The organism is Lysobacter sp. Soil_C_15 (assembly GCF_057657315.1).
In genome coordinates this window covers 224,302-241,389 of the sequence record NZ_JBDGIR010000007.1, presented here as the reverse complement: position 1 = coordinate 241,389, position 17,088 = coordinate 224,302, and the positions used below count along the sequence as shown (strand labels likewise).

16 protein-coding genes are annotated in these 17,088 nt (G+C 69.8%); 14 read left to right on the top strand and 2 right to left on the bottom strand.

What is annotated here, in order from left to right; genetic code table 11:
* Window positions 1-41 precede the first annotated feature (41 nt).
* From sufC to AC3A57_RS17265, 12 genes are all read left to right on the top strand, one after another.
* The gene (sufC, locus tag AC3A57_RS17320) at window positions 42-806 is read left to right on the top strand and encodes a Fe-S cluster assembly ATPase SufC (RefSeq protein WP_487580056.1); all 765 of its coding nucleotides are present in this window, start codon (window positions 42-44) and stop codon (window positions 804-806) included.
* Entirely contained in the window at window positions 803-2,137 is a 1,335-nt protein-coding gene (gene sufD, locus AC3A57_RS17315; RefSeq protein WP_487580055.1) for a Fe-S cluster assembly protein SufD, read from the top strand. Before sufC ends, sufD begins: the two co-directional genes overlap by 4 nt.
* Window positions 2,138-2,247: 110 nt before the next feature.
* The gene (locus AC3A57_RS17310) at window positions 2,248-3,483 is read left to right on the top strand and encodes a cysteine desulfurase (RefSeq protein ID WP_487580054.1); all 1,236 of its coding nucleotides are present in this window, start codon (window positions 2,248-2,250) and stop codon (window positions 3,481-3,483) included.
* Entirely contained in the window at window positions 3,480-4,028 is a 549-nt protein-coding gene (locus tag AC3A57_RS17305) for a GNAT family N-acetyltransferase (RefSeq protein ID WP_487580053.1), read from the top strand. The genes AC3A57_RS17310 and AC3A57_RS17305 overlap by 4 nt, the downstream gene beginning before the upstream one ends.
* 190 nt (window positions 4,029-4,218) lie before the next feature.
* Window positions 4,219-4,542 (top strand): Rieske (2Fe-2S) protein, encoded by a 324-nt coding sequence (locus AC3A57_RS17300; protein WP_221669483.1) that lies wholly within the window; start codon window positions 4,219-4,221, stop codon window positions 4,540-4,542.
* Between the two features lie 677 nt (window positions 4,543-5,219).
* A complete protein-coding gene (locus tag AC3A57_RS17295) occupies window positions 5,220-7,517 on the top strand; it encodes a TonB-dependent receptor (protein WP_487580052.1) in 2,298 nt (765 codons plus the stop codon).
* A gap of 136 nt (window positions 7,518-7,653) precedes the next feature.
* Window positions 7,654-8,340 carry a Fe2+-dependent dioxygenase gene (locus AC3A57_RS17290; RefSeq protein ID WP_487580051.1) on the top strand — a complete coding sequence of 229 codons (687 nt, stop codon included), beginning with the start codon at window positions 7,654-7,656 and terminating at the stop codon, window positions 8,338-8,340.
* 71 nt (window positions 8,341-8,411) lie between these two features.
* Window positions 8,412-9,044 (top strand): PepSY-associated TM helix domain-containing protein, encoded by a 633-nt coding sequence (locus AC3A57_RS17285; protein ID WP_363800954.1) that lies wholly within the window; start codon window positions 8,412-8,414, stop codon window positions 9,042-9,044.
* Window positions 9,045-9,078: 34 nt separating this feature from the next.
* Entirely contained in the window at window positions 9,079-9,594 is a 516-nt protein-coding gene (locus AC3A57_RS17280) for a DUF2271 domain-containing protein (RefSeq protein WP_221669486.1), read from the top strand.
* Between the two features lie 105 nt (window positions 9,595-9,699).
* Window positions 9,700-10,509 (top strand): DUF4198 domain-containing protein, encoded by an 810-nt coding sequence (locus AC3A57_RS17275; RefSeq protein WP_487580050.1) that lies wholly within the window; start codon window positions 9,700-9,702, stop codon window positions 10,507-10,509.
* A gap of 147 nt (window positions 10,510-10,656) precedes the next feature.
* Window positions 10,657-11,571 carry an FAD:protein FMN transferase gene (locus AC3A57_RS17270; protein WP_487580096.1) on the top strand — a complete coding sequence of 305 codons (915 nt, stop codon included), beginning with the start codon at window positions 10,657-10,659 and terminating at the stop codon, window positions 11,569-11,571.
* On the top strand, window positions 11,568-13,211 hold the full coding sequence (locus AC3A57_RS17265) for a sulfite reductase subunit alpha (RefSeq protein ID WP_487580049.1): 1,644 nt from the start codon (window positions 11,568-11,570) through the stop codon (window positions 13,209-13,211). The genes AC3A57_RS17270 and AC3A57_RS17265 overlap by 4 nt, the downstream gene beginning before the upstream one ends.
* 14 nt (window positions 13,212-13,225) lie before the next feature.
* Here the strand turns inward: AC3A57_RS17265 and AC3A57_RS17260 are convergent, their stop codons facing one another.
* Both AC3A57_RS17260 and AC3A57_RS17255 read right to left on the bottom strand, forming a co-directional pair.
* Window positions 13,226-13,846 (bottom strand): HutD/Ves family protein, encoded by a 621-nt coding sequence (locus tag AC3A57_RS17260; RefSeq protein ID WP_487580048.1) that lies wholly within the window; start codon window positions 13,844-13,846, stop codon window positions 13,226-13,228.
* Window positions 13,847-14,436: 590 nt separating this feature from the next.
* The gene (locus AC3A57_RS17255) at window positions 14,437-14,775 is read right to left on the bottom strand and encodes a ComEA family DNA-binding protein (protein WP_064749266.1); all 339 of its coding nucleotides are present in this window, start codon (window positions 14,773-14,775) and stop codon (window positions 14,437-14,439) included.
* 220 nt (window positions 14,776-14,995) lie between these two features.
* Here AC3A57_RS17255 and AC3A57_RS17250 point away from each other — a divergent pair, with 220 nt between their 5' ends.
* Both AC3A57_RS17250 and AC3A57_RS17245 read left to right on the top strand, forming a co-directional pair.
* On the top strand, window positions 14,996-16,489 hold the full coding sequence (locus AC3A57_RS17250) for a M20 family metallopeptidase (protein ID WP_487580047.1): 1,494 nt from the start codon (window positions 14,996-14,998) through the stop codon (window positions 16,487-16,489).
* 331 nt (window positions 16,490-16,820) lie between these two features.
* On the top strand, window positions 16,821-17,063 hold the full coding sequence (locus tag AC3A57_RS17245) for a GlsB/YeaQ/YmgE family stress response membrane protein (protein WP_064749268.1): 243 nt from the start codon (window positions 16,821-16,823) through the stop codon (window positions 17,061-17,063).
* The last annotated feature ends 25 nt before the right edge of the window (window positions 17,064-17,088 follow it).

The window sequence follows — 17,088 nt, the reverse complement described above, 5'->3', positions numbered from 1 at the left end:
TACCGGCGCCGCAGGCGCCACCCCGATTCCCGGAACCTCTCATGTTGAAGATCCAAGACCTCCACGTCCAAGTCGCCGGCAAGGACATCCTCAAGGGCCTGAGCCTGGAGCTGAAGCCGGGCAAGGTCCACGCCATCATGGGCCCGAACGGCGCCGGCAAGTCGACCCTGGGCAACGTGCTCGCCGGCCGCGAAGGCTATGAGGTCGTGTCCGGCTCGGTCGAATTCGAAGGCCGCGACCTGCTGACCCTGGAACCGGAGGAGCGCGCCGCCGCCGGCGTGTTCCTGGCCTTCCAGTACCCGGTCGAAATCCCCGGGGTCAACAACACCTACTTCCTGCGCGCCGCGCTCAACGCCCAGCGCAAGGCGCGCGGCGAGGCCGAGCTGGACTCGATGCAGTTCCTCAAGCTGGTGCGCGAGAAGCTGGCCGTGCTGCACCTGAAGGACGAGCTGCTGCACCGCGGCGTCAACGAGGGTTTCAGCGGCGGCGAGAAGAAGCGCAACGAGATCTTCCAGCTGGCCCTGCTCGAACCCAAGCTGGCGATCCTGGACGAGACCGACTCCGGCCTGGACATCGACGCGCTCAAGGCGGTCGCCGACGGCGTCAACGCGCTGCGCTCGCCGGAGCGCGCGTTCCTGGTCATCACCCACTACCAGCGCCTGCTCGACTACATCAAGCCCGACGTGGTCCATGTGCTGGCCGACGGCCGCATCGTCGAGACCGGCGGCGCCGAACTGGCGCTGGAACTGGAAACCCACGGCTACGCCTGGCTGAAGGACCGCGTGGCGCCGGAGAGCGCGGCGTGAGCGCGCTGCTCGACGCCTTCGCGTCGGCCTTCGACGCCCTGCCCGCGCGCGACGCCGCCGGGCTAGGCGCGACCCGCCGCGCCGCCCTCGACGCAGCGCTGCGCGACGGCCTGCCGGGCCCGCGCACCGAGGCCTGGAAGTACACTTCGCTGCGCGCGCTGGAGCGGCGCAGCTTCGTGCCCGCCGCCAGCGTCGCCCCGGCCGCCGACGGCGCCGCGCTCGACGCCGCCATCGCCGGCATCCCGGCGCCGCGCGCGGTGTTCCACAACGGCCGCTACGACGCCGCCCGCTCCGACCTGGCCGGCCTGCCCGCCGGCGTGTCGCTGCAGCCACTGTCGCAGGTGCTGGCCGGCGGCGACGTGCGCGAAGCCAACTTCCTCGCCCGCCGCTACGAGCGCGCCGACGAAGTGTTCGCCCGCCTCAACGCCGCCCTCGCCGACGACGGCGCGGTGCTGCGGGTGGAGGCTGGGGTGCAGGCGCAGGGCTCGGTGCACCTGGTCTGCGTCGCCAGCCCGAGCGAGAACCACGACTCCGGCGCCAAGGGCGGGCCGGACCTGGCCTGGCACCTGCGCCATCTGGTCGAACTGCGCGAAGGCGCGGCGCTGACCCTGGTCGAGCACCAGCTCGCCGTCGACAGCCACAGCCATTTCTCCAACGCCCTGATCCACGTCCACCTGGCCCCCGAGGCCAACCTGGTGCACGCGCGGGTCCAGGACGAATCGCTCGGTGCGACCGCGATCGCCCGCACCGACGCGGTGCTGGCGCGCTCGGCGCAGTACCGCCGGATCGACCTCGAGCTCGGCGCGGCGCTGTCGCGCCACGAGCTCAACGCCGCCCTGCACGGCGAGGGCGCGCAGGTGCTGGCCAACGGCGTGCTGCTCGCCAGCGGCCGCCGCCACCTCGACACCCGCCTGGGGATCGACCACGCCGGCCGCGACAGCCGCTGCGAGCTGACCTGGCGCGGCCTCGGCGCCGGCCGCTCGCGCGCCGCCTTCCACGGCGGGATCCTGATCCGCGAAGGCGCCGACGGCAGCAACGCCGCGTTGTCGAACAAGAACCTGCTGCTCAGCGAAGGCGCCGAGATCGACACCCAGCCGGTGCTGGAGATCCACGCCGACGAAGTCCAGGCCGCGCACGGCGCCACGGTCGGCCAGATCGATGCCAACTCCCTGTTCTATCTGCGTTCGCGCGGCGTTCCGGCCGAACAGGCCCGCGCCCTGCTGACCGCCGCGTTCTGCCGCGAGACTCTGGCGGTGATCGAAGACCAGGACGTGCGCGCGATGCTGGAAGTGCGGCTGAACCTTGCGCTGGAGCGCTTGCAGATCGTTTGAACCGAGGAACGAGTGCACAGGGACGAGTAACGGCTAGTCCTCGGCGCCGGCACTCTTTTCCCTAGACCCGTTCCTCCCCACCCGTTTCTGGCACCACCGGAATACCACGAATGACCGCCGCCCTCCCCGCCGCTCCCGACTGGACCGCCGTCCGCGCCGACTTCCCGGTGCTGACCCGCCAGGTCCACGGCAAGCCGCTGATCTATTTCGACTCGGCCAACACCGGCCAGAAGCCGGCCGCGGTGATCGAGGCGGTGGACGACTTCTACCGCCGCCACAACGCCAACGTCAGCCGCGCCGTGCATGCGCTCGGCACCGAGGCCACCGAGGCCTACGAAGGCGCGCGGGCCAAGCTGGCGCGCTTCCTCAACGTGCGCGCCGACGAGTTGGTGCTGTGCAGCGGCACCACTTTCGCGATCAACCTGGTCGCCTATTCCTGGGCCCTGCCGCGGCTGCAGCCGGGCGACGCGATCGTGCTGACCCGGATGGAGCACCACGCCAACATCGTGCCCTGGCAGTTGGTCGCCCAGCGTACCGGCGCGACGATCAAGGTCGCCGAACTCGACCCACTGGGCCAGCTCGACCTGGCCCAGCTTTACGGTCTGCTCACTCCCGAGGTGAAGCTGCTCGCCCTGACCCATGTCTCCAATGTGCTCGGCACGGTCAACCCGGTGCGCGAGATCTGCCGCGAGGCGCGCAAGCGCGGCATCGTCACGCTGGTGGACGGCTCGCAGGCGGCGCCGCACCGCGCCCTCGACGTGAGCGCGATCGGCTGCGACTTCTACGCCGTGACCGGCCACAAGATGAGCGGCCCGACCGGCACCGGCGCGCTGTGGGCGCGGCGCGAACATCTCGACGCGATGCCGCCGTTCGTCGGCGGCGGCGAGATGATCAAGGAAGTGCGATTCGAAGGCACCGTGTTCGCCGAGGGTCCGCGCAAGTTCGAGGCCGGCACCCCCAACATCGCCGGCTTCGTCGGCCTGGGCGCGGCGGTGGATTACCTCTCGGCGCTGGGCATGGCCGAGGTCGACGCGCGCGAACAGGAACTGCTGGCCCACTTCAACGCCGCCCTGGCCGAAGTGCCGGGGCTGCGCGTGTTCGGCCAGGCGCCGGAGAAGGCGGCGGTGGTGAGCTTCCTGATCGAAGGCGCGCACGCCCACGACCTGGCCACCCTGCTCGACCTGGAAGGCGTGGCGATCCGCTCAGGCCACCACTGCGCGCATCCGCTGATGCAGCACTTCGGCGTGCCGGCGACCTGCCGCGCCTCGCTCGCCTATTACAACACCCGCGACGAGATCGACGCCTTCGTCGCCGCCCTCCACAAAGTCCGCAAGCTGCTCGCATGACTTACCCCGACTCCCTGCGCTTCCGCCACGCCACCGTGGCCGACACCGACGCCATCGTCGCCCTGGTCGAATCGGCCTACCGCGGCGACTCCAGCCGGGTCGGCTGGACCACCGAGGCCGACTTCCTCGACGGCCGGCGTACCGGTCCGGACGAGATCCACGCCTTCCTGGCCAAGCCCGACAGCGTGATCCTGCTCGGCGAGCGCGACGACGCGGACGGCCAGGTCGAACTGCTGGCCTGCGCCCATGTCGCGGTCGAGGACGGAGCCGGCTATTTCGGCATGTTCTCGGTCAAGCCGACCCTGCAGGGCGGCGGCATCGGCAAGCGCATGATCGAAGAATCCGAACGCATCGCGCGCGAGGATTGGCGGCTGCCGTCGATCCGCATGACCGTGATCAATGTGCGCGAGGAACTGATCCAGTTCTATCTGCGCCGCGGTTACGTCCGCACCGGCGTATTCAAGCCCTTCCCTTACGGCGACGCGCGTTTCGGCCTGCCCAAGCGCGACGACCTCAGCTTCGAAGTGCTCGAGAAGCGGTTCTGAGATTTGGCGGGACTCGGGACTCGGGACTCGGGACTCGCAACAGCGTAACGGCGCTGGCATCGCCTGCGGCGGGTGTTTGCAACTGGCGGCTCGTCATCGGTGGCCGTTCGGGGCATGCGTTCCTCCCGCGAGTCCCGAGTCCCGAGTCCCGAAGATCATCAGCGACCGAACCAAACGGAGAGAGCATCATATGGGCGACTGGGTATTCGTCTGCGCCACCTCGCAACTGCTGCCCGGCGAATCCACCGTCGCCTGGGACGGGGACACGCCGATCTTCGTCTGCAACTACGACGGCGACTACTACGCGCTGGAAGACCGCTGCTCGCACGAGGACTTCGAGCTGTCTTCGGGCACCTTCGACGGCGAGCAAGCCAGCATCGAATGCGTGCTGCACGGCGCCCGCTTCGACGTCCGCGACGGCCGCCCCCTGTGCGCGCCGGCCTACGAACCGGTAGCCAAATTCCCGGTCAAGGTCGAAGACGGCGGGGTCTGGACTCGCGACGACCGCGACTGAGCGCCCCGACGCAGCCCTCCGGCCGCCTCTCGCGACCGCGCCACAGATCGCGCGGGCAGTTCCGACAGCCGATATTCCACCTTGGCTGCCTCCCCCTTTGAAAAGGGGGGCCAGGGGGATTTGCCGTTGCCGTTGCGCAAAGCCAAAGCAAATCCCCCGCGCCGCCACATCCGTCGGACTTCGCACTCACGCCGGGCGCTCGCTCCCTTTGTCAAAAGGGGCCGCCTATCGCGCTCGCGGCCCCAGCACCCTCGACTCCTTCTTGGCTGTTCCCCCCTTGAAAAAAGGGGGGCCAGGGGGATTTGCCGTTGCCGTTGCGCAAAGCCAAAGCAAATCCCCCGCGCCGCCACATCCGTCGCGCTTCGCTCTCGCGCCGTGCGCTCGCCCCGTTTGTCAAAGGGGGCCGCCGATCGCGCTCGCGACGCCGACACCTACGACTGCTTTGGCCGCGGCCGCGCGGTCGCGGCTTGCGCCGCTCCACCCCGGAAGTCGGCCCGTCGCGAGCGTCCCTGCCCCACCCGAGCCCCTCGAACCGCCCAGTCGCGCACGGACGTACACCGGAAACGGTTACAGGACCCTCGAATTGTTCACAATTCGTTGCAAATGAGAATTCATCTCATTAAGATCCCGCCCTGACGCGGCCCCCGCGCCGTCAACCCGCAATCCCAGAGATTCCCATGACTTCGAAGTTCGTCGTGTCGCCGCTCGCGGCTGCGCTCGCCCTCGCCTTCACCCTTCCGGCCGTGGCCGCCCCCGCGCCCGAACCGCAGGCCAAGGATCTCGACGGCGTCGCCGTCCACGGCCATCGCGTGGAGAAGGCCAGCAGCGGCAAGTACACGGCGAACCTGCGCGACACCCCGCAGACGATCACGGTGATCGACCGCAACACCATCGACGGCCAGAACCTGCTGTCGCTGACCGACATCCTCAGCACCCTGCCGGGCATCACCTTCGGCGCCGGCGAAGGCGGCGGCGGCTTCGGCGACAAGATCAACCTGCGCGGCTTCGACGCCAGCAACGACATCACCGTCGACGGCGTGCGCGACAGCGGCCTCTACAGCCGCACCGATCCGTTCAACCTGGAAGCGGTCGAAGTCGTCAACGGCGCCAACTCGGTCTACTCCGGCGCCGGCTCGGTCGGCGGCACGGTCAACCTGGTGACCAAGAGCGCCAGCCTCAACGAGTTCCACAAGGCCTCGATCGCCGCCGGCACCGACAGCTACGGGCGCGTCACCACCGACAGCAACTTCGTCCTCGGCGAAGGCAGCGCGCTGCGCCTGAACGCGATGGCCCACCAGAACGACGTGCCGGGCCGCGACGTCGAACAGAACGAGCGCTGGGGCGTGGCCGCCTCGCTCGCCTTCGGCCTCGGCAGCGACACCACCTGGACCCTGAACTACATCCATCAGGAAGACCAGAACACCCCGCAGTACGGCCTGCCGTTCTTCAACGGCGACGTGCTGCCCGGCATCGACCGCGGCAACTACTACGGCTACAGCAACATCGACAAGCAGGACATCGATCTCGACTCGCTGACCTCGATCGTCGAGCACAACTTCAGCGACGCGTTCAAGATCCGCAACCTGACCCGCTGGCAGCAGGTCGACCAGTTCTCCCTGGTCGACGCCGTGCAGGGCACCTGGTGCCTGGCCGACAACCGCACTCCGCTCGGCGCCGCCTGCGGCAGCACCCGCCCCGGCAACTACAGCCCGAGCGGCCCGCGCGGCTACGGCCGCGACACCCGCAACACCTCGCTGTACAACCAGACCGACCTGACCGTGCAGTTCAACACCGGCGCGATCGAGCACGACTTGGTCGCCGGCTTCTCGGTGCTGCACGAAGAATTCGACCTCGACGTCACCAGCGACTTCCGCAACCCCAACGGCAGCAACCCGTTCCTCGCCGGCCTGCCGCAGATGGACATCGCCCGTCCGGACCACATCTACCGCGGCCCGCTCAACCGCACCCTGACCGGCCGCACCGAAGGCGAGCTCGACAACCGCGCGATCTACGTGTTCGACACGCTGAAGTTCAACGAACAGTGGCAGCTGAGCCTGGGCGCGCGCTACGAGCGCAACGAAGGCAAGACCACCAACGCCGTGGTGGTGCAGGCCCCGACCCAAGCCAACCAGCCGCTGCCGCCGCTGCCGATCGGCACCGTCACCGGCTACGGCGTGCCGTTCAAGAGCAACGACGACCTGTTCTCCTACCGCGCCGGCCTGGTCTACAAGCCGGTCGAGAACGGCAGCATCTACGTCGCCTACGGCAACTCCAAGACCCCGTCCAAGGCCTCGGTCAACGGCTCGTGCACCGCGCAGACCTGCTCGGTCGACCCGGAAACCGCGGTCAATTACGAAATCGGCACCAAGTGGGACTTCCTCGACGGGCGCCTGGCGCTGACCGGCTCGGTGTTCCGCAACGACCGCAAGAACTACAAGGTCGCCGACCTGGACAACCCGGCCAACCTGACCGGCCTGCAACAGCTCGACGGCCGCGCCCGCGTCGACGGCGTGATGCTCGGCCTGTCCGGCCTGCTGACCGACCAGTGGGCGGTGTACGCCAACTACGCCTTCCTCGACAGCGAAGTGCTGCAGGGCGTGTCCGACCGCCAGGCCAACCTGGGTCTGGACTACACCCGCGGCGACCGCCTGACCCAGGTGCCGGAGCACGCCTTCAGCCTGTGGACCACCTACGACCTCAGCCCGCGCTGGCAGGTCGGCTACGGCGCGACCTACCAGGGCAAGATCTGGCTGACCCAGCACAGCGCGACCAACCTCAACGGCCCGCTGACCACCTACGGCAGCTACTGGACCCACCGCGCGATGGTCAACTACAAGATCAACCGCCAGGCCTCGCTGCAGCTCAACGTCAACAACCTGACCGACGAGGAATACTTCACCCGTATCCGCAACAACGGTTGGGCGACCCCGGGCGACGGCCGCCAGGTGGTGCTGAGCGCGAACTTCTCGTTCTGACCCCTGGGCCCGCTACCGGCCGCGCCGGTAGCGCGGCGGCCCGGCTGGCGCGCGCCGCCGGGTTCACGCTCTAATCGGGCCTCCACGGTCCAGCGCGCCGCCCGGGGCCTCCCGGGCGCGCGCATTGAGGAAAACCATGCTGCTGCACGTTCCCAAGGTGCTCACCGCCGAACAGGTCGCCCATTGCCGGGCGCGCCTGGACCAGGCCGGCTGGGCCGACGGCCGCATCACCGCCGGCCATCAGTCGGCCAAGGCCAAGGACAACGCGCAGCTGCCCGAAACCGATCCGGCCGCGCGCGAACTCGGCGCGCTGATCCTCGACGCGCTGTCGAAGAACCCGACCTTCTTCTCCGCCGCGCTGCCGCAGCGGGTGTATCCGCCGCTGTTCAACCGCTACGCCGGCGGCCAGTCGTTCGGCTTCCACGTCGACAACGCGATCCGCTACGACCGCAGCCGCGGCGGCATGGACGCGGTGCGCACCGACCTGTCGGCGACCTTGTTCCTGAGCGCGCCGGAGGAATACGACGGCGGCGAACTGGTGATCGAAGACACCTACGGCAGCCACAGCGTCAAGCTGGCGGCCGGCGACCTGGTGCTCTATCCCGGCACCAGCCTGCACAAGGTCACCCCGGTGACCCGCGGCGCGCGGCTGGCTTCGTTCTTCTGGATCCAGAGTCTGTTGCCGGAAGATGCGCAGCGGCGGCTGATGTTCGAACTCGACGTCTCGATCCGGCGCCTGAGCGCCGACGTGCCCGAGCATCCGGCCCTGGTCCAGCTGACCGGCGTCTACCACAACCTGCTGCGACGCTGGAGCCAGACGTGAGTGCGGCCGGCAGCGACGACCGCGCGCTCAAGACCGGCTCGATCGAGACCGGCTCGATCAAAGCCGGCCCAATCAAGGCCACTTCGGGCACGATCGATCCCAATCGTCGCTCCTATTGGCTCAAGACCCTGCACCGCTGGCACTGGATCAGCGCCGCGGTCAGCCTGATCGCGTTGCTGCTGTTCGCCGCCACCGGCATCACCCTCAACCACGCCGCGCAGATCGAATCCGAGCCGGTGGTGGTCAATCTCAAGGAAACCCTGCCGGCCAGCCTGCTGCGCAGCCTGAAAGCCGAGCGCGCCGAAGACGCGCCGTTGCCGGGCGCGGTCAACGACTGGCTCGCCGATGCGTTGGACGTGCGCACCGAAGGACGCAAGGGCGAGTGGTCCGATGCCGACGTCTACGTCTCGCTGCCGCGTCCGGGCGGCGACGCCTGGCTCAGCATCGACCGCGAGAGCGGCGCGATCGAATACGAACGCACCGACCGCGGCTGGATCGCCTGGCTCAACGATCTGCACAAGGGCCGCAACACCGGCACCGCCTGGCGCTGGTTCATCGACCTGTTCGCGGTGGCCTGCCTGCTGTTCGCCCTGACCGGGCTGTGGCTGCTGCAGTTGCACGCGCGCCAGCGCGGCAAGACCTGGCCGCTGGTCGCGCTGGGCCTGGCCGTGCCGCTGCTGATCGTCGTCCTGTTCATGCACTGACATCCGAATCCGTATCACCGCTAGGAGCCGATCCATGAAGCTGTCGTCGTTCAAAGTCCTGATTCCGGCGCTGGCGCTGCCGATGCCGGCGTTCGCGGCCGACCTGGAACTCAACATCGAGATCCCGCGCATCAACGCCGCCGAGTACCACCGCCCCTACGTCGCGGCCTGGATCGAAAAGGCCGACAACACCGTCGCCAGCAATCTGGCGGTCTGGTACGACGTCGACATGAAGAACGGCGAAGGCACCAAGTGGCTGAAGGACATGCGCCAGTGGTGGCGGCGCAGCGGCCGCAGCCTGAGCATGCCGGTCGACGGCGTCAGCGGCGCGACCCGCCCGGTCGGCCAGCACGCGCTCTCGTTCAAGGGCAACGGCAAGCAGCTCGCCGCGCTCGCGCCGGGCAACTACATCCTGGTGGTCGAAGCCGCGCGCGAAGTCGGCGGCCGCGAGATGGTCAGCATTCCCTTCCAGTGGCCCGGCAAGGCGCAGAACCTGTCCGCGCAGGGCAAGACCGAACTGGGCAAGGTGAAGGTAGCGGTGAAGCCTTGAGAGCCGGGAATGGGGAATGGTTCGAGCCACTCCGCCCCCTGTCTCCGCCCGTCCCGCCGCTCCTGCTTTAACGATTCCCCATTCCCCATTCCCGGACCCAAAACCATGAAACTCAGACTCCTCGCCGCAGCCGCCGTCGCCACGTTCGCTTTCGCCGGCGCCGCGCAGGCGCACAAGGCCTGGCTGCAACCGTCGCAGACCGTGTTCTCGACCAAGGGCGCCTGGCTCACGGTCGACGCGGCGGTGTCCAACGACCTGTTCTATTTCAACCACGTGCCGCTGCCGCTGGAGCGGCTGCAGATCACCGCGCCGGACGGCAGCGCCGTGCAGCCGCAGAACCCCGCGACCGGCAAGCTGCGCAGCGTGTTCGACGTCGAGCTGAGCCAGGAAGGCACCTACAAGATCGCGATGAACAACGAAGGCATGTTCGCCAGCTACAAGCTCGGCGGCGAAGCCAAGCGCTGGCGCGGCAAGGCCAGCGAGTTCAAGGCCGGCATCCCGGCCGGCGCGACCGAAGTCAGCGCCTCGGAAAGCCTGGGCCGGGTCGAGACCTTCGCCACCGTCGGCCAGCCGACCACCGGCGCGTTCAAGACCACCGGCAAGGGCATCGAGCTGGTGCCGGTGACCCACCCCAACGATCTGTTCGCCGGCGAAAGCGCGAGCTTCCAGTTGCTGGTCGACGGCAAGCCGGCCTCTGGCCTGAAGGTCGAGATCGTGCCGGGCGCGACCCGCTACCGCGATCAGCAGAACGAGATCCACCTCACCACCGGCGCCGACGGCAAGTTCGAAGTGAAATGGCCGGCGGCCGGCATGTACTGGCTGGAAACCGCCAGCGAAGACGCCAAGACCACGCTCGCCGAAGCCAAGCAGCGCCGGCTGAGCTACGTCGCCGTGTTCGAAGTGCTGCCGCAGTAAACCCCGATGACCTCGTCGACGCCGCGCTGGAGCTGGTCGGGTGCCGTCGCCGGCATCGCGAACGCGCCTGCCGGCGCGCCGGCGACGGCGAGGCTGCGTTTCGCCGCGGCCCCGGCCGCGGCGCTGCATACCCTGAGCGGCGCGACCATGGGCACGACCTGGTCGGTCAAGCTGGTCGCCGCGGCATCGGCGCTGCCGGCGCTGGAACGCGGCGTCCAGGCCCGGCTCGACCAGGTGGTCGCGCAGATGAGCACCTGGGAAAGCGACTCGGACATCAGCCGCTACAACCGCGCCGAGGCCGGCAGCCGCCACGTTTTGCCGGCCGAGTTCGGCGAGGTCCTGCAGGCCGCCCTGGCCCTGGCCGCGGACAGCGACGGCGCGTACGACCCCACGGTCGGCCCGCTGGTCGACCTGTGGGGCTTCGGCCCCGCCGGCGCGCGCGCGCAGGCGCCCGCAGCCGATGCGCTGGCCGCCGCGCGCGCACGGGTCGACTGGCGCCGGCTCGGCTACGACGCCGCCACGCGCGAGCTGAGCCAACCCGGCGGCGCTTATCTGGATCTGTCCTCGATCGCCAAGGGCTACGGCGTCGACCGCGTCGCCGACTGGCTGCTGGCGCAGGGCGTCGAGCATTGCCTGGTCGAAGTCGGCGGCGAACTGCGCGGTCACGGCCGCCGCCCCGACGGCGGCGCCTGGCGGGTGGCGATCGAACAGCCCGGCGGCAGCGCCGGCGATGCCGCCGCGGTGATCGCGCTCGACGGCGATGCGATCGCCACCTCGGGCGACTACCGGCGCTACTTCGACGCCGACGGCCGCCGCTACGCGCACACCCTGGACCCACGCAGCGGTGCGCCGATCGATAGCGAATTGGCTTCGGTCACCGTGCTGCATGCGCGGTGCATGCACGCCGACGGCCTGGCCACCGCGCTCGGCGTGCTCGGCACGCGCGCGGGCTTGGCCTACGCCAATCGCCGCGACCTGGCCGCGTTGTTCGTAGTGCGCGAAGGCGAACGCTTCGTCGCCCGCAGCACGCCCGCCTTCCTCGCCCGGCAGCGCGCCGCATGAGCGTCGTCGCACCGCGCCGCCGTCTCGAGTTGGGGACGATCGGCAACGCCCTGGTCCTGCTCGCGCTGATCGCATTGGCCTACGGGCTGGCGCGTTGGCAGGCCGAACCCTGGCAGTGGATTTCGCCCGGGCGCGGCCGCTGGTGGCTGGCCGCCGCCCTGCTCGCCGCCTATGCCGGCTTCGTCGCGACGGTCGCGGTGTCGCGTGCGCGACGCGCGCGGCGCGTAGCCTTGCCGGCGGCCTCCACCGATGCGCCCGGCGACTGGCTGATCGCCTTCGCCAGCCAGACCGGTTTCGCCGAACAACTGGCGCGGCGCAGCCATGCGGCGTTGAGCGAGGCCGGGCTGCGCGCCGATTTGGCCGTGCTCGGCAGCCTCGATGTCGAGCGCCTGGCGCGGTACCGGCGCGTCCTGTTCGTGGTCAGCACCACCGGCGAAGGCGACGCGCCCGACAGCGCCGCCGCCTTCGTGCGCCGGGTCATGGGCGCGGCCGCGGCGCTGCCGCACCTGGGTTACGGCGTGCTCGCGCTCGGCGACCGCGAGTACCGCGAGTACTGCGCCTTCGGCCATCGCCTCGATCACTGGCTGCGCCATGCCGGCGCCCAGCCGCTGTTCGACCTGGTCGAAGTCGACAACGGCGAGGCCGGCGCTCTGCGCCATTGGCAGCACCACCTGGGCCTGCTCGCCGGCCGCACCGACCTGCCCGACTGGAGCGCGCCGGCCTACGCCGCCTGGCGCCTGCAACAGCGCCGCGTGTCCAACCCCGGCAGCGCCGGCGCGCCGGCCTTCCATATCGCCCTGACCCCGGCCGACGGCGGCGGCGCCGACTGGCGCGCCGGCGACATCGCCGAAATCGGTCCGCGCAACTCCGCCGCCGACGTCGCCCACTGGCTGGCCCAGGCCGGGCTGGACGGCGCGCAGGCGGTGCGGCACGGCGCGGCTTCGCCGCCGCTGGCCGAGGTCCTGGCCGGCTCGCGCCTGCCCGATCCGGCCGGCTGCGTCGGCCAGGGCGCACAGGCGGTCGCCGACGCCCTGCAGCCGCTGCCGCATCGCGAGTACTCGATCGCCTCGCTGCCGGCGGACGGTTCGCTGCAATTGCTGGTGCGGCAGATGCGCCGCGACGACGGCCGGCTCGGCCTCGGCAGCGGTTGGCTGACCGAACACGCCGCGCTCGGCGGCGAGATCGACCTGCGCATCCGCAGCAATCCCTCCTTCCACGCCCCGGACGACGCGCGGCCGATCGTGCTGATCGGCAACGGCACCGGCCTGGCCGGACTGCGCGCCCTGCTCAAGACCCGCGTCGCCGCCGGCCATCGCCGCAACTGGCTGCTGTTCGGCGAACGCAACGCCGCCTGCGACCTGCACTACCGCGACGAACTCGAGGCCTGGCTGGCGGCCGGCGCGATCGAGCGCGCCGACTACGCGTTCTCGCGCGACGGGGCCCGGGTGTATGTCCAGGACCGGCTGCGCGAGCGATTGCCCCAGTTGCGCGAATGGATCGCCGCCGGCGCGGCGATCTACGTCTGCGGCAGCCTGGAAGGCATGGCGCCGGCGGTCGAGGCGGCGCTGCACGAAGCGATCGGCGTCGAGGCGCTGGAAGACCTGGCGGCGCAGGGCCGCTATCGGCGCGACGTGTACTGAGCCGCCGCGCGCGCTCAGTCGAGCGCGGCCACCCGCACCAGCAGCACTTCGCCGCCGCCGTCGAGCACGCCGCGCAGGCGTTCGCTGCCGGCGGCGAGGAAGGCGGTGTCGCCCATCTGCAGCGGCGGCAGCGACGAGTCGTCGGCGAAGCGCGCCTGGCCGGCAAGCAGATGCACGGCCCAGGTCTGGCCCGGCTCGGCGAACAACACCATCGGCCCGACCAGCGGCCGGTGCCAGAGCTCGGCGCGGACCCGGTCGCGGCGCCACATCAGGTTGAAGTCGTGGGTCGGACCGTCGAGCAGCTCGCCCTGTACCGTGCGTTCGCCGGCGAAACGCAACTTGTCGTGCGGCGGCAGCAGTTCGTGGCTCTCGCCGTCGTCGAAGCGCAGGCGCAGGCCGTTGCCGCTGAGCAGGACCAGTTCGCGATCGATGCCCGGAAACGCGGAGAACGGCGCGTCGCGCTCGATCTCGGCGATCGACAGGCGCCAGTCCCAGTCTTCGCCTTCGCAGGGACGGTCCAGCCCGGCGGCGTCGCGGCGCATGCGCACGATCTCGCGGGTCCAGCCGAACTGGTTGCGCCAGCGCTCGCGCCGGTATTCGTTGGCGGGGACGGACCAGGACAGGCTGTCGGACATGGGTGCGCAGGCGGAGGACGATGACGCAGTTTAGGCGCTGCGGCGGGCGCGGCCCAAGCGCGGGCCGGCCGGTCGGTGCCTGAGGCTGGGCAGCGGTGCGACGGCGGGCGGGAGCAGAACCGCTGGGCACCTGCGCGATGTCTGGAGGCGCGGTGCGGGCGAGGACCGGCTTCGATGGTCGCCCGGTGGCGGTGGTTTTTTCTGCGCGTTCCGGGGCCGCGGCTGGCGCCGCTCCTACCCCCTTGGGGAATTCGGCTTCGAGGGGGCGAGGGCAATCCGAGGTTCTGCGCGTCCCCTGTCGCGGCTTATGACCGAAGGAAATCCCTGTGGGACGCCGCCCCTACAAGGACAGCGCCGGGCCGCTGCCGCACCGACCCATCCCATCCGGAACCCAAACGCGAACATCCCGAATCCCGAATCCCGAGTCCCGAGTCCCGAGTCCCGAGTCCCGAACAAGGGTGTGCCCCACCGCGGATCCGTCCGCGGCGGGGCAGCGTACTTCCGTGTCCAGGGACCTCCCCCCGAATCCTTCGAGCATCCTTGCCCGATCAGCTGCCGGTACCGCGTCCTTACGGCGCCGGCAGACTCATTCAACGCTTGCTGGCGGCACGCGGGGCGGCGATCGCGCCCGCAGTGTTGATCGGGCGGCCCTGGGTGGCGCCGCCGACCACGATCCGGTCCCGGTTCTTTTCGACCGTCTTCAGACCGATCCCCTTCACCAAGGCCAACTGCTCGGCGCTGCGGAAGGCCCCATTGGCCTTGCGGTAGGCGACGATGGCTTCGGCCTTGGACGCGCCGACGTTGAGCAACACGCGATCCAGCGTGGCCGCGTCGGCGCTGTTGATGTTGACCTTCTCCGAGGCGATGGCACTGCCGGCGAGCAGCAGCGACAGGACCAGCGACTGGGCAATGAGGGCAAACGACTTCATGGTTGTGCTCCTGAGAGTGGATTCCTTTCCGGGCCGGCGGCCGTACGTCCTTGAGTCCTTGTGTTCCGCCGGTGGAGACAGTCTCCATGTCTCGACCCGCACAGGTTATCGCCGGCCCGGCCCCCATGAAGTCGGGCGGAGCCGCAGCGCAGGGTAGGAAAAGTCCTACACGGCCCGGGAGGCGTAAACTGCCCCCCTTCCCCGCTCAAGAGGCTCCTCGATGGACGCCAGCCAGGTCGACCGCTACGTCGGCCAGAAGTGGGACGACGAGATCGTCCCGCAACTGGTCGAATACATCCGCATTCCCAACAAGTCGCCGATGTTCGACGCCGATTGGGTCCAGCACGGGTATATGGACGACGCCGTCCGGCTGATGGAGACCTGGGCCAAGGCGCAGCCGATCCCGGGCATGCAGGTCGAGGTGGTGCGCCTGGAAGGCCGTACCCCGTTGATCTTCATCGACATCCCGGCCGCCCACGGCGGCAGCGACTCCGATTGCGTGCTGCTGTACGGGCACCTGGACAAACAGCCGGAAATGACCGGCTGGGACGACGGCCTGGGCCCGTGGACCCCGGTGCTGAAGGGCGACAAGCTGTTCGGCCGCGGCGGCGCCGACGACGGCTACGCGATCTTCGGCTCGCTGGCGGCGATCCTGGCCCTGCAGGACCAGAAGGTCCCGCACGCGCGCTGCGTGATCCTGATCGAGGCCTGCGAGGAGTCCGGCAGCTACGACCTGCCGGCCTACGTCGACCACCTGGCCGAGCGGATCGGCAAGCCCTCGCTGGTGGTCTGCCTGGATTCGGGCTGCGGCAACTACGACCAGCTGTGGTGCACCACCTCGCTGCGCGGCCTGGCCGGCGGCAACTTCACGGTCAAGGTGCTCAGCGAAGGCGTGCACTCCGGCGACGCCTCCGGCGTGGTGCCGTCGAGCTTCCGCCTGCTGCGCCAGCTGCTGTCGCGGCTGGAGGACGAGACCAACGGCAAGATCCTGGTCGACGGCCTGTACGTGGACGTGCCGGAAGAGCGCGTCGAACAGGCGCGCCGGGCGGCCAAGGTGCTGGGCACGGCGGTCTACGACAAGTTCCCGTTCCTGCCCGGCATGAAGCCGATGGCCGACGACCTGACCGAGCTGGTGCTCAACCGCACCTGGCGCCCGGCGCTGTCGGTGACCGGCGTCGACGGCATGCCGCCGCTGGCTTCGGCCGGCAACGTGCTGCGCCCGCACACCTCGGTCAAGCTGTCGCTGCGCCTGCCGCCGACCCTGGACGGCAAGCGCGCCGGCGAACTGCTCAAGGAAGTGCTGCTGCGCGATCCGCCGAACGGCGCCCAGGTCTCGCTGGAACTGGAAAAGTCGTCCAGCGGCTGGAACGCGCCGGCGATGTCGTCGTGGCTGTCGCAGGCCATCGACGCCTCCAGCCGCGAGTTCTTCGGCCAGCCGGCGATGTACATGGGCGAAGGCGGCTCGATCCCGTTCATGGGCATGCTCGGCGAGAAGTTCCCGGGCGCGCAGTTCATGATCACCGGCGTGCTCGGCCCGCACTCCAACGCGCACGGCCCGAACGAGTTCCTGCATATCCCGATGGGCAAGCGGGTCACCGCCTGCGTCGCGCGCGTGGTCGCCGAGCACCACCTGGCCGGCCAGCGCGGCGAAACCACCGGCGTGGCCGCGGTCGCCGACAGCGGCGATCGGCATGGCGATCACGGTTGCTGCTGAGTTTGGGACTCGGGAGTCAGAGCCGGGACTCGGGACTCGGGATTCGGGAAGGCTGAAGCAGTGCGCCGCGGCCAGGTAGCCGGTCGCTTTGCTGGTTCCTCCCTGCTGGCAAGAAAGCGGACCTTCGCGGGTCCGCTTTTTTTTTGCGCCTGTAGATTCGACATGGCGCCCGTCGGCCCGAGCTCAGCCGAGCCCCGAAACCCGAAACCCGAGTCCCGAGTCCCGAGTCCCGAGTCCCGAGTCCCGAGTCCCGAGAGCAGCATCACGCGCCGGCGACAACCGCCGCCACATGATCCAGCCGCGTCAGCCACCCATCCAAAGGAGGCCAGCCATGCTCGGCGGCATCGTGTACACCATCATCATCGGCGCGGTCATCGGCGTGCTCGCGCGCTTCTTCAAGCCCGGCGCCGATCCGATGGGCTGGATCCTGACCATCCTGCTCGGCATCGCCGGCGCCTATATCGGCAGCCTGCTCTACGCCGGCGGCGGGCTGATCGGCCTGATCGTGTCGGTGATCTGCGCGATCGTGCTGTTGTTCCTGTACGAGATCATTCGGGCCAAGGCGGCGAAATAAGGCGGGGATTGGTGATTCGGGACTC